At 65.9% G+C, this 13,091-nt stretch carries 11 protein-coding genes; 8 read left to right on the top strand and 3 right to left on the bottom strand.

Going from position 1 to position 13,091, the window contains the following annotated elements; all coding sequences use genetic code 11:
• The first annotated feature begins 59 nt into the window (after positions 1-59).
• Positions 60-2,117, top strand: coding sequence for a CocE/NonD family hydrolase (locus VMT40_RS31045; protein ID WP_326362682.1), 2,058 nt, complete (start codon positions 60-62; stop codon positions 2,115-2,117).
• A gap of 3 nt (positions 2,118-2,120) precedes the next feature.
• Here the strand turns inward: VMT40_RS31045 and VMT40_RS31040 are convergent, their stop codons facing one another.
• Both VMT40_RS31040 and VMT40_RS31035 read right to left on the bottom strand, forming a co-directional pair.
• Positions 2,121-2,708 (bottom strand): hypothetical protein, encoded by a 588-nt coding sequence (locus VMT40_RS31040; RefSeq protein WP_326362680.1) that lies wholly within the window; start codon positions 2,706-2,708, stop codon positions 2,121-2,123.
• Positions 2,709-2,763: 55 nt separating this feature from the next.
• Positions 2,764-4,530 carry an ABC transporter ATP-binding protein gene (locus tag VMT40_RS31035; RefSeq protein WP_326362679.1) on the bottom strand — a complete coding sequence of 589 codons (1,767 nt, stop codon included), beginning with the start codon at positions 4,528-4,530 and terminating at the stop codon, positions 2,764-2,766.
• A gap of 85 nt (positions 4,531-4,615) precedes the next feature.
• On the opposite strand from VMT40_RS31035, the gene VMT40_RS31030 reads away from it, so the two are divergent.
• The 5 genes from VMT40_RS31030 (at position 4,616) to VMT40_RS31010 (ending at position 10,235) form a co-directional block, all read left to right on the top strand.
• A complete protein-coding gene (locus VMT40_RS31030; RefSeq protein WP_326362678.1) occupies positions 4,616-5,101 on the top strand; it encodes a MarR family winged helix-turn-helix transcriptional regulator in 486 nt (161 codons plus the stop codon).
• Between the two features lie 112 nt (positions 5,102-5,213).
• Positions 5,214-5,858 (top strand): pentapeptide repeat-containing protein, encoded by a 645-nt coding sequence (locus VMT40_RS31025; protein ID WP_326362677.1) that lies wholly within the window; start codon positions 5,214-5,216, stop codon positions 5,856-5,858.
• A 39-nt stretch (positions 5,859-5,897) separates the two neighbouring features.
• Positions 5,898-8,147 (top strand): molybdopterin-dependent oxidoreductase, encoded by a 2,250-nt coding sequence (locus VMT40_RS31020; protein ID WP_326362675.1) that lies wholly within the window; start codon positions 5,898-5,900, stop codon positions 8,145-8,147.
• Complete coding sequence (locus VMT40_RS31015) at positions 8,144-8,641, top strand: winged helix-turn-helix transcriptional regulator (protein ID WP_326362673.1); 498 nt, start codon at positions 8,144-8,146, stop codon at positions 8,639-8,641. Before VMT40_RS31020 ends, VMT40_RS31015 begins: the two co-directional genes overlap by 4 nt.
• Before the next feature lie 70 nt (positions 8,642-8,711).
• Positions 8,712-10,235: an HNH endonuclease signature motif containing protein gene (locus VMT40_RS31010; protein ID WP_326362671.1), complete on the top strand. Its 1,524-nt coding sequence runs from the start codon at positions 8,712-8,714 to the stop codon at positions 10,233-10,235.
• Positions 10,236-10,857: 622 nt separating this feature from the next.
• Here the strand turns inward: VMT40_RS31010 and VMT40_RS31005 are convergent.
• Positions 10,858-11,403: a YaeQ family protein gene (locus VMT40_RS31005; RefSeq protein WP_326362669.1), complete on the bottom strand. Its 546-nt coding sequence runs from the start codon at positions 11,401-11,403 to the stop codon at positions 10,858-10,860.
• A gap of 20 nt (positions 11,404-11,423) precedes the next feature.
• Between VMT40_RS31005 and VMT40_RS31000 the strand changes: the two genes are divergently transcribed.
• A complete protein-coding gene (locus tag VMT40_RS31000; protein ID WP_326362668.1) occupies positions 11,424-12,140 on the top strand; it encodes a L,D-transpeptidase family protein in 717 nt (238 codons plus the stop codon).
• 188 nt (positions 12,141-12,328) lie between these two features.
• Complete coding sequence (locus VMT40_RS30995) at positions 12,329-13,054, top strand: response regulator transcription factor (protein ID WP_326362667.1); 726 nt, start codon at positions 12,329-12,331, stop codon at positions 13,052-13,054.
• Positions 13,055-13,091: the final 37 nt, after the last annotated feature.

Below are 13,091 nucleotides of genomic sequence, written 5' to 3'. Positions count from 1 at the left end.
CCATTACAGTCCGACCGTTGGGTACGCAGAGGTTCCTTGCATCGCATCACGGGGTCGGGATGACATTCAGGAAATTCAGGGGACGCACGCTGGGCGCGTTCGCCCTGTTCGCCACCGCCGTCACCATCGGTGTGCTGGTCCGACCGCTGGCCACGGCCACACCGGAAGCCACGGCCACGCCGGATGGCGGGGCGCTCGGTGCGGCCTGGACGGCGACCGAGGACGAGTCGCCCAAATACCCTGGCGTGCACATCGATTGGGACGTCCCGATCACCATGAGCGACGGCACCGTGCTGAAGGCCAATGTGTATCGGCCCATGGACGCCGAGGGCCATATCGTGGACACCCCGCTGCCGACGATCGTGAACCTCACCCCGTACACGAAACTCGTGTCCATGATCGCGGATTCGGCGCTGTCGATTCCGGGGCTGTCGGATGTGCTGTCGAATTTCCTGCAGGGCTTCGACCTTTCGGGTGTCGGGCTCGGTGGGCTCTCCGACCTGGTGAAGGTGGTTCCGGGCGGTGCGGCCCGCGTGTTCACCGCCGATCGAAAGCTGGTGCAGTCCGGCTACACCCAGGTCGTCGCCGATGTGCGCGGCACCGGATTCTCCGAGGGCGTGTGGCAGGTCTTCCAGGAACGCGAGCAGCTCGACAGCGTCGAGGTCATCGACTGGGCGGCACGGCAGCCGTGGTCGAACGGCAAGGTCGGCATGTCCGGCATCTCGTACTCGGCCATCAATCAGGTGCAGGCCGCCGAACACCAACCGGCGGCGTTGAAGGCGATCTTCCCGGTCGAGCCCGGCAGTGATCTGGTGCGCGATGTCCTGGCCACCGGCGGTGCGCTCGGGTTCGGTTTCATCCCACCGTGGTTGCTCGGTGTCGACAGCCTCAAACTCATCCCGGACCTGAGCTCGATCTTCTTCGGCACCTTCGACTGGAAGTGGCTGGCCGACCGGCTCCAGAGCCCATTCACGTTCTTCGACTACATTATTCAGGCGCTCACGGTGCAGAGCATTCCGGAGATCCCGGACAATCTGAAGAGCATCCTGGAACCCGACAGCGGCCTGCGCAGCGCCTGGCTCGGCCACCCCGACCGGGTGCGCGTGCCGACCATGGTCTACGGCGGCTGGCACGATATCTTCACCTACTCCGAACCGCGCATCTACAACGCGATCGCTTTGCCGCCCGGGCAGAAACAGCTGATCATGGGCGATACCTACCACGCCGATCCGGGCAGCGGTTTCGGCGCTCCCGGTGCTCCGCCGCGCCTGGATGTGCTGCAGCGGGCCTGGTTCGACAAGTGGCTCAAGGGCATCGACAACGGCATCGACTCCTACGGCCCGGTGACGCTGTTCCAGCAGGGCGGTGCCTGGACCACGACGGGTGAATTCCCGCGCGGCGACGTCGATTACCGGCGGCTGTACCTGTCGGGCGCACCCAGCGGCACCACCGCCACCAGCGTGCACGACGGCAGCCTGACCGCGGATCCCGCTGGGCCGGAACGACTCACGGTCGCCCCCGGCATCATGAGCCTGTGCTCGCGGGACTCGGCGCAGATCACGGCGGGCGTCACCGCGATCCTCGACGCCTGCGCCAAGGACGCGCGGCCGATGGAACTCAATGGCCTGACCTTCACCAGCGGCCCCGTCGCCGACGCCACCCTCATCTCGGGTCCGATCAATGTGCACCTGAACACGGTCCTGGACGCCACCGACGGCTACTGGTCCGCGACGCTGAACGACGTCGCCCCCGACGGCCGCTCCACGGTCCTCACCTCGGGCCAGCTGACGGCGTCTCTGCGAAAAGTGGATGAGGACAAGGCAACCCGCTCGCCGAACGGCGATTACACCGACCCGTACCCGGTCCTGACCCTCGCCGATCGGGAGCCGATCGTCCCGGGCCAGCCCACCACCATCGACCTGGGCCTGACCGCCACCGACGCCGTCCTGCAGCCGGGCCACCGCCTGCGCGTGGACGTCTTCGCCTTCAACTTCCCCCGCGGCCTGCCCCTGCGCCCGCTGTTGAACGAAAGCGAGCTGCTCCCACAGCATCTCGATCTCGACCCGAACGCGCCGAGCTGGGTGAACATTCCACTCGGCGGCAATCCGGGCTGGTAGGGATCAGAAGCCCTGGGGGCCGGTGGGATACGGTCCGTGCGGATACGGCGCGTACACCGGGGCCGGGCGGAAATAGGCGCTGGAGGGACCGCGCCACAACAGGATCACGGCCGCCAGCCCGATGAGCCAAGTCAGTAAGTTGATGACGTCCGAGATCGGGTACTTGCCCGCCACCACCGAATACAGCGTGGTGAGTGTGTTCAAGCCGAAGAAGACGGTCGCGGTGACACGGGCCCAGTTCTTCCCGGCGCGATTGGCGAACGCCATCCATAGCCAGAGTCCGATGGCGATCACCGAGAACACGACGGAGACCGCGATGGTGACGGTGACGAGCGTGTCGATATCGCTGTCGGTCAGGTTTGGGTGATTCCGGTGTTTCATCGTCTCGCGCACGTTCGAGAACTGCGTGCTGCCGTAGCCCAGACTCACGAGCGAGGTCACGGCACCGGCGAGCATCAGGTAGAACGCGTAGGTGACAGTCTGCGGCCGGGGCGGTTTACCCGGCGTCGGCCCGCCGGGGTATCCCGAACCCGCCCCGAACGGATCGTAGGGGTACGGATTCGGCTGAGCCGGGAACTGTTCGCTGGTCACGTGGCATTCTCCCTCCGATACCCGGACGTGCCGACCGGGTAGGGCCCAATGTCTATCAGACGGCGGCCCCGACCACATCTTCAAAGGCGTCGCGGGCCAGGAGAGCCGCGTAGTAGCCGTTGCGCTCCACCAGTTCGCGGTGGGTGCCGCGTTCGACGACGTGGCCGTTGTCGAGCACCACTATCTGGTCGGCGTCGCGGATGGTCGAGAGCCGGTGGGCGATGGTGATGGTGGTGCGGTTCGCCGAGAGGGTGTCGATGGCGGCCTGGACTTCGCGTTCGGTCCGGGTGTCCAGCGCGCTGGTCGCCTCATCCAGGACCATGATCGGCGGATTGCGGAGGATGGCGCGGGCCACCGCGAGGCGCTGTTTCTCGCCGCCGGAGAAGCGGTAGCCGCGTTCGCCGACGAGGGTGTCGTAGCCGTCGGGCAGGGACATGATGTGGTCGTGGATCTGAGCGGCCTGGGCGGCGGCGTGCAATTCCTGTTCTGTCGCATCGGGTTTGGCGAAGCGCAGGTTGTCGGCAACCGAGGCGTGGAACAGGTAGGTCTCCTGGGAGACGACGCCGACGGCGGTGGATAGGTCCGCGAAGGACAGGTCGCGCACGTCGATGCCGTCGACGCTCACCCGTCCCGAGGTCACGTCGTAGAGGCGCGCCACCAGATATCCGAGAGTCGTTTTCCCGGAACCGGTTTCGCCCACAATGGCCAGGCTCGTCCCGGCGGGAACTTCGATGTCGATATCGCTCAAGACCTCTCGATCCGAGTCGTAGGCGAATCCCACGTTCTCGAAGCGCACCGCGCCCGAGACCTGCTTCGGCAGGGGAGTGGGCCGCGTCGGTTCCTCGATATCCGGTCGCAGATCCAGGTATTCGAAGATGCGCCCGAACAATGCCAGTGAGCTTTGGATGTCCACGCCGGTGGACAGCAGCATGACGGTCGGCCGCAGCAACCCGCTCTGCAGGGTCGTGAACGCGACCAAGGTGCCGATCGACACCATGGGATGCCCCGAGGCCACGGTCATTCCGGCGGCCCAGTAGATCACCGCGGGCATGGCGGCCATGACAATCGAGATCGTCGACTGCCGCCAGCGTCCGGCCATGCTGGAGCGAATCTCGAGATCCACCAGTCCGCGCGATTCCCGGGTGAAGTCGTCCACCAGCGCGGGGGATCGACCCATGGTGCGCGACAACAGGATTCCGCTCACCGACAGCGATTCCTCCACGATCGCCGACATGCCCGCCAGCTTGCGCTGCCGCTCCCCGGTAATGCGCCGCCGCTCGGAGCCGACCTTGCGGCTGATCCACACGAACAGCGGCAGCATGGCCAGCGACACCAGGGTGAGCCGCCAATCCAGTGCGGCCATGGCGATCACGGCCGCGACCACGGAAGTGAAGTTCGAGACCAGCGAGGTGATCGTCGAGGTGACCGTCGACTGCATGCCGCCGATGTCATTGGCGATGCGCGACTGCACCTCACCGGTGCGGGTGGTGGTGAAGAAGCTCAGCGGCATGGATTGCAGCCGGGCATAGACGGCCGACCGCAGATCGTGCATGACGTTCTGCCCGACCGCGGTGGAAATGTAGGTCTGCAACACGCCGAACACGCTGTTGAGCGCCGCCACGGCGATCATGCCCGCGGCCAGCAGCGTCAACAGCCCGGTACGACCGTGCGGCAACGCGTCATCGATGATGCCGCGCAGCAGGAACGGGGAAGCCAAACCTGCCAGCGAGGCCAACCCCACCAGTGCCCCGACCAGGGCCAATCGCCCTCGATAGGGCTTGAAGAGCCGGACGATCCGGCCAAGTTCTCGCTCTGAAGCCATAAGCGCCTCCTTTCGAACGGAGTCACGCGCTATAACTGAGTTTGACTCATAATTGTTCCGAGGACAATGAGCTATGCTCCAAATCATGCCGAGCAGCACCCACGACGACCCCCGCGCAACACCCGCCGCGGCCCCGGGCAATCGCGGCGACGACGACCTCGCGGATCTCTTCTTCCGTGCGACCAAACGCCTGCGCCGCACCCAGTCCGCCCGCCTCGCCCCGCTCGGCCTCACCCCGGCCCAGGCCCGCGCCCTCCGCATCATCGGCCGCGCCGACGAACACGCCGACGCCCCACTCCGCATGTCCGTTCTCGCCGAACACCTCGGCATCGTCCCGCGCTCGGCCACCACAGTCGTCGACGCCCTCGTAACCGCGGGATTGGTTGCCCGCGAACCAGACCCGACCAACCGCCGCGCCATGCTCGTCACCCCCACCGACGCGGGCCGCCACGTCTTGACCCAGATGTCCCAGGCCCGCCGCGAAGCCGCCCAGGAAATGTTCGCCGCCCTCACCCCCGCCCAACGCCGCACCCTCCGCGACGCTCTCGCGGCGCTGACCGCGGAGGACTGAGCGCGTTGGCTGGAGGGTGGCGGGGCGGGGTGGGTTGTCGGGGGCGTTGAGTAGCGTCGGGGGCGAATCTTCGATCCGATGTGCCGCCCTTCGAACTGATTGGGACCTGTCTATGCCACGGGAGTTGACCGACCTGCCGTTCGCGCGATTTCTCGAGACGCGCGAGGGGATCGAGAGTGAAGGGGCGTACGACTGCGCCCATTTCGAGGGGTTGTCGCTGGATGATCCGCAGGTGCGGGGTGTCGTCTTCACCGAGTGCGCGTTCACGGCCAGCACGGTCACCGGTGGGGCCTTCCGTTACTCGCGGTTCAACGATGTGTGGCTGCAGAGCACTCGGTGGATTCGCTCCGATCTGTCCGAAACCAATTGGATGGACGCGGAATTCGTGATGGCGGCGCTGTCCGGGGTCGAGGCGTTCGGTTCGACGCTGCGGCGGGTCAGCTTCCACAACTGCAAGTTCGACTCGGTGAATTTGCGCGGTGCGACGCTCATCGACGTGTCGTTCGTGGATTGCGTGCTGCGCGATGTCGACATCATGGACGCCAAGCTGACCGGGGTGAGCTTCCCGGGTTCGGAGGTCAGCGGGCTCATGCTGCGCAATGCCAAGTTGAAGAACGTGGATCTGCGCGAGGCGCGTTCGCTCGGGATTGCCAGCGGCGTCGAGTCGCTCTCGGGCGCCACCGTCACCAATATGCAGCTGCTCGAGCTGGCCCCCGTCTTCGCCGCCGCCTTCGGAATCACGGTCAAAGACCTCTAGTGGGTAGCGCTAGTGAACTAACAGGGTTACGCTCCTCACATGACGGAGTGGCAGCCCACGGCGTGCATCCTGTGTGAGTGCAATTGCGGCATCCAGGTGCTGCTCGGGCCGGACGGCCGGTCCTTCGAGAAGATCCGCGGCGACAAGCTGCATCCGGCGTCGGAGGGCTACACCTGCAACAAGGCGCTGCAGCTGGATCGGTACCAGAACGGCCACACCGGTCGGCTGACCGCGCCCCTGCGGCGGCGCGCGGACGGCAGTTTCGAGGAAATCGATTGGGACACCGCGATTTCCGAGGTCTCGGCGCGGCTGTTGGAGGTCAAGCACCACTTCGGCGGTGAATCGATCTTCTACTACGGCGGTGGCGGGCAGGGCAACCACCTGGGCGGCGCGTACGCCCCCGCCACCATGGCCGCCTACGGCATCAAGTATCGGTCGAGCGCGCTGGCGCAGGAGAAGACCGGCGACTTCTGGGTGGGTGCGCGCATGGCCGGATACCCGATGCGCGCGGATGTCGAGCACGCCGAGGTGGCGTTCTTCATCGGCAAGAATCCGTATCAGTCGCATGGCTTTCCGCGGGCGCGCACGGTGCTGAAGGAGATCGCCAAGGACCCGGGCCGCTCGATGATCGTGCTCGACCCGGTCCGCACCGAGACCGCCGAACTGGCCGATTTCCATCTCCAACTCCGCCCAGGCACCGACGTCTACCTCCTGTCGGCCATGGCCGCGATCCTGGTGCGCGACAACCTCATCGATGAGGAGTGGCTGGCCGAGCACACCACGGGACTCGACGCGGTGCTGCCGGTCCTGCGTGCCGTACCGATCGAAAAATACTGCGCCATAGCCGATGTCGACCTCGACCTGGTCACCGCCGCGACCCATCGTCTGGCACGGGCCAGCTCGGTGGCCGCCCTCGAGGACCTCGGCGTCCAGATGAACCGGTACTCGACCGTGGTCAGCTACGTCGAGAAGCTGGTCTGGCTTCTCACCGGCAATGTCGGAAAGCCGGGCACGCAATACGCTTTCACCGGTTTGAGCAATCTCGGCCACGACCGTGGTCATCCGGCGGGGGAGGGGCCGAAGAGCCCGGTGGTCGGCGCGCAGATCGTGAGCGGATTGGTGCCGTGCAATGTGATCAGCGAGGAGATCCTCGCCGACCACCCCGCGCGATACCGGGCCATGCTCATCGAGAGCGCGAATCCCGCTCACTCCCTGGCGGATTCGGAGCGTATGCGTGAGGCGCTGCAGGCCCTCGAACTGGTGGTCGTCATCGACGTGGCCATGACCGAGACCGCCCGCCTGGCCGACTACGTCCTGCCCGCGCCCACCCAGTTCGAGAAGTACGAAGCCACCTTCTTCAATTTCGACTTCCCCCGCAATATCTTCCACCTGCGGCATCCGGTACTGCCCGCGCCGGAGGGCGTGCTGCCCGAGCCCGAGATCCACGCCCGATTGGCCGAGGCCGCCGGTGTGGTGGGCGAAGCCGACTACGCGCCGCTACGGGCAGCACTCGCGCAGGGCCGGGAAGCCTTCGCCATGGCGTTCCTGGGCATTCTCGGCGACCCGGCCCGCTCGAAACTCGCTCCCGTGCTGCTGTATCGCACGCTGGGGGAGACGCTCCCCGACGGTGCCGCCGCGGCCGCGCTGCTGTGGGCGGCGGCCTACAACATGGTGCGCAAGTTTCCCGCGAGTGTCGAACGTGCCGGGTACGGAACGGGTTTGGAGGCCGGGGAGCGGCTGTTCGAGGCCATTCTGCATGGCAAGCACGGCGTGGTGATCTCGGAGGATGACTACGCCGAGACGTGGAATCGAGTGCGCGACAAGACGATCCGCCTGGAGATTCCGGAACTCCTCGACGTGATCGCCACCCTGCCCGACGCTCCCGAGGACGCCGACGACTGGCCGTTCATCCTCTCGGCCGGTGAGCGTCGCGCCTTCACCGCCAATACGATTTTCCGAGATCCCGCCTGGCGCAAGCGCGATGCGGCGGGCACCCTGCGCATAAGCATTTCCGACGCCGACCGACTCGGCCTCGCGGCGGGGGACCTGGTCCAGATCACTACTCGCCGCGGCAGTGCCCGGGTGCCGGTGGAACCCACCGACCGCATGCGCCCGGGCCACCTGTCCCTGCCCAATGGCTTCGGCCTGTCGGTGGTGGGCACGGACGGTACCGAGGTCACCACCGGTGCCGCCCCGAACGAGCTGACCTCCTTCGACTCCCGGGACGAATGGGTCGGCACCCCCTGGCACAAGTACGTCCCCGCCCGCCTGGATACCGTGACCGCATGAAACGAACGAGTTTCGCGAACTGGCCGTGCACCGTCGCCCGCACCGTAGACCTGCTGGGTGACTGGTGGACCCCCTTGATCCTGCGCGAAGCTTTCTACGGCGCAAAGCGTTTCGACGATTTCGAATCCACCCTGGGCCTCAGCCGCAACATCCTCTCCCAGCGCCTGAACCGCCTGGTAGAAACCGGCCTCCTGACCAAATCCCCCTACCAGGACCGCCCAGTCCGCCACGAATACCTACTCACCGCCCAAGGCCGCGATTTCTTCCCCGTAATCGCGGCCATGATGGCGTGGGGCGACCGCTACCTAGCCCCCGAATCCGGCGAACCAGTAATTCTCCACCACACCACCTGCGACCACGACACCCACGCAGAAGTCGTATGCGCCCATTGTCGGGAACCCCTTCGCCACGAGGATATTTCAGCCCGCCTCGGACCAGGATTCCCACCCCGACTCCGCGAATCCGCAATTGCGACCGGTCGTTTCGATAACTGAATTCTGAAAACCATTACATCACAACGTAATCCGTCTTCTATTATGATCGAATTCGCGATAGAATTAGAGCATGAATTCGAAGGGGGAAACACTCGACAGCACCGGCATCGGCGCGCTGATGACCGAGGTCACCAACGTCGCCGACACCGTCCTCAATGGCGGGCTCAACCGCCTCACCGATGGTGATGCCGTGGAATTCATGCGCCGCCTGGAAATCTGCAAGCGTCAACTGGCCGCGCTGGATTCGGCTCTGGTGATCGAGGCGTCGGAGCGAGACCTTCCGCGCAAGGCCGGAGTCAAGGACGCGGTCCCGTTCCTGCGCCAAACCCTGGGTTTGTCGCGCCATGACGCGGCGACGCGGGTGAAGATCGCCGGGGCGTGTGGGGAGTTCCTCGGAGCCGACGGCAAGCCGCGCCCGGTTGCTTTGGCGGCGACCGCCAACGCCTTCGAGACGGGCGTGATTTCCCGCGATCACGTGCGCGGCATTGTGGACATCATGACGCATCTGCCCGCCGACGTTCCTACTCCGGCGCGGGTCGAGACCGAGGCGTTGCTGGTCGAGCACTGCGTGACCGGCATGCCCGATGACCTGCCGAAGATCGGGCGTGAGATCCTGGCGCGTTTGGATCCCGACGGCACGGTGATCTCCGATGCCGACCGTCGTCGCCGTCGCGGCATCACCATCAGCCGCCCGGGGGTGGACGGAATGTCGAAGATCGAAGGCTGGCTCACCCCCGAGCTGCGGGCACTGCTGGATGCGATCTTCGCCAAGCTGGCGCGGCCGGGCATGTGCAACCTCGACGACGCCGACACCGAGATCCTCACCGCCACCGCGCGGGTCGAGTCGAAGGTGTTGGAGGCGGCCGCGCGTCGCGATCGTCGCGATGCCGCCCAGCGCACCCATGACGCGTTGTTCGCGCTCGTCACCGCGTTGCAGCCGGTCACCGACACCGCTGCCGATGCTGCTGCCACCACCGCTACGGGTATCGCTGCGGCGAAGGTGGGTAAGCCGGTGAAGTTGGGCAAGCACCGTGGCCTGCCCGTCGAGGTCGTGGTCACGATGAGCCTGGCCGACCTCGAACGCGGCGCGGGCATGGCGACCACCGCCTCGGGTGGGCACCTGAGCATCAGCGAAGCCCTGAAGCTGGCCAAGAACTCTCGCCCCGTGCTGGCCGTGCTCGACAAGGACGAGATCCCGCTCTACCTGGCTCACGGGGAGCGCCTGGCCACCTCGGGTCAGCGGTTGGCGTTGATCGCCCGCGATCGTGGCTGCACCCACCCCGGCTGCGATGTACCCGCCAGCATGTGCGCCGCCCACCACGTGATCGATTGGGCCAAGGGCGGACCCACCGACCTGACCAATCTGGCGTTGGTGTGCGATCACCACCACGCCATGGTCAACGACAGCGACAACGGTTGGCAGACGGTGATGTTGGGCAAGGACTCCGCCCACCCGGGCCGGGTCGGATGGATTGCCCCGGCGGCGTTGGACCCCTCCCACACCCCGCAAGTCAACGACACACATCACGTCGGCAAGCGGGTCGCCGGTCTCGTGGATTCGAGTTGCCGGAGGTGGGGTTCACGGGCAGCGTGACACCCGAGCTGCTCGTGTACGGCTGGCGTACGCAGGGACGGGGAAGTGTGGTCACCTCGCCTGCCCTACCGCACTTGGGCTGACGCCAGGTTGGGAGCCGCCACCTCACCTCCCAGCCCACGGACTGCACGCATCACCTTTAAAGACAAAACCCAAAAACCAAAAGACTCAAGAATCCCTCCGCCTGCCGACTGCTCCGCCTGCCGACCGTTCCGCCCGCCGACTGCTCCGCCCACCGATCGCCCCGCCCACCGATTGCCCCACCCACCAAGCGCCCCAGCCACTAAGGCCCAACCGACCGATACCCTGGCCGACCGACAGCCCCGCCGACCGAGACCCTGCCGAAAGGCTCCAAGCCCAAAAATCCCAAGGCTCAAAGCTTCCCGAGCCCGAGCACAGCTGGTCAGTTCTTTGACAATTCCACAGGGACGATGAACGGCCGAGCGGTGAGTGGGCTGGGACGTGAGTGAGGTGCTATAGGCGAGGCGGCTGGTAGGTGCGGTTTTTGCGGGAGGGGGCTGGTAGGTGAGGGGGCCTCGCAAGCTCGACCCGCCTCTCTCCCTCCTCCTGGCGTCTTTTGTCTTTTCTTTCTTTGTCTTTTGTTCTTTTGGCTCTTGGTTTTTCAGTTGGCGAGTTGATGCTCTTCGATTGGTGTGGAGAAGGATTGGCCGTTGAGTTCGAGGAAGAGGTGGCGGTCGGTGACCGATACGGTGAGAACGTTTCGGCGGTCGAGGGCTTCGGCGGCGGAGTCGATGAAAGTGCGGGGGAAGGAGTGGAGCGGGATCTGGTCGGATTGGTGGATTCGTTTGGCGGGGAGGGCGGCGAGGACTTTTGTGGGGTCTCGGTGGGTGTAGATGGCTACGTGGTCGGCTAGTTTGCTGGCTCGGTGGATTCGGTCGGCGTCGGGGGCGCCTATGTCGATCCAGTGGGTGAGGCGGCCGGTGAGGTCGCGGATGAGGACCGGGGGCTCGTCGGTGGAGGAGACGCCGCCGTCGCTGAAGGTGATGCCTTCTTGGTATTCGAGGCAGTAGGCGAGGAGGCGGGTCATCATGTATTCGGCGGTTTCGGAGGGGTGGCGTGCGACCCGGAGCTCGAGCTCCTCGTAGACGCCGCGGTCCACGTCCGCCAGGTGGACGGTGAAGGTATAGACGGTCGAGTTCAGGGCCATAAGAGAGGGAGCTTATCGCCGTGCGGCAGACTGGCAGCACCATGCCCATCACCCGCCGACGCCTGGTAGTCGCGCTGACGGTCGCGCTGGTCCTCGCCGCGGCCGGGTGCGCGCGCCAGCACAGCGAGCCGGAGGAGCAGCCGAGCTATTCCGGCCCGGCCGAACAGCTGATCACGGTGACCGCCGCTTCCCCCACAGCCACAACCGCCACACTGACCGCCTGGAATCGCACCGGCACCCACTGGTCCCGCGCAATCGGCCCACTGCAAGCCGATATCGGCGCGGAAGGCGTCGGCCAAGCCAGCGAGTCGGCGACCCGTTCCCCAGCCGGTATCTGGCCGCTCACCGAGGCCTTCGGCATCGCGCCCAACAATGGCACCCGCCTCCCGTATCGCCGAGTGACGGAGTCGGATTGGTGGGTATCGGACGCGAAGTCGCAGTACTACAACACTTTTCACACCTGCGCCCCCGGCACTTGCCTGTTCGACGAATCCGCCGGTGAGGACCTGGGTTTGGCGGGTCCGGCCTACGCTCACGCCGTCGTCATCGATTACAACCGCTCCCCGGTCGTCCCCGGCGCGGGTTCGGCGTATTTCCTGCATGTCGGCGACGGCCATCCCACCGCGGGCTGTGTGGCACTCCCGAGTTCGGATCTGGACGCGGTAATGCGTTGGCTCGATCCCTCCCGCGGCCCGGTTATCGATATCTCAGCGCGAAATACGTCCGCGACCAGCTGAATCCACGTCGAAACCTTTTGTGCCCGTTCTCACAATGTCGCACTTGCGCCCAAGGTAAGCGGGTAGCCAATGTTTCGCTGAACTAAGGTTCGGGTATTCGACTTTGTCGATACACGATCGCCGGTAGTAGTCCGGTGATTGTCCGCTGGACGCGTCGGGGTGTCCTCCGGGCGAAAGGATATGGATGAATGGGCGCGAGCCTGATGATCGTGGGGGACGACGACAGGGTCCGCGACACCTTGCGGATGGCGATGGAGCAGGAAGGGTACGAGGTCGCCGAGGCAGGTGCCGCCGAGACGGCGTTGGAGCGGCTGCGTAACCACGGAGCCCCCGACGTCATGATCGTGGATCTCCTGGTCGGCGAGATGGACGCCTTCACCTGTATTCGCGAGGTGCGACGCGCCCATGAGGTGCCGATCATGGTGGTCAGCGACAGCGCGGACACCCACGATGTGGTCGCCGCCCTGGAGGCCGGTGCCGACGATTTCGTGACCAAGCCGTTCGAGATCAAGGAGATCAGCGCGCGCATGCGGGCGCTGCGTCGCCGTCCGCGCCTGGGCGTGCTCCCGGACGAGCCGATCGCCGAACCGCCCGCGGAAATCGTGCTGGAGCCCGATGACGATGCGCCCCTGGTGCTTTCGCCCGACGGCGGCGTCGTCCGTCGTGGCGATGAACAGATTCCCTTGACCATCACCGAGTTTCGCCTGCTCTGCGAGCTGGCCGCCAACCCCGGCCGCGTCCTGAGCCGCACCCTGCTGCTCGAACGGGCTTGGGACGAAGGCTTCTTCGGCGACGAGCGTCTGGTCGACGTCCACGTCCGCCGCCTGCGCACCAAGATCGAAGCCGATCCCTCGGACCCCCGCATCGTGGTGACGGTCCGAGGACTGGGATATCGCCTCGACATGCCGCGATAGGCCCGTCTTGATGACGGCGGTCATAGGATCGTCATGA

The sequence above is a fragment of the Nocardia sp. CDC160 genome (assembly GCF_035818795.1).
Lineage (GTDB): Bacteria > Actinomycetota > Actinomycetes > Mycobacteriales > Mycobacteriaceae > Nocardia.
Note: the sequence above shows the minus strand (reverse complement) of the source record. Positions and strands in the feature narration are given on the sequence as shown.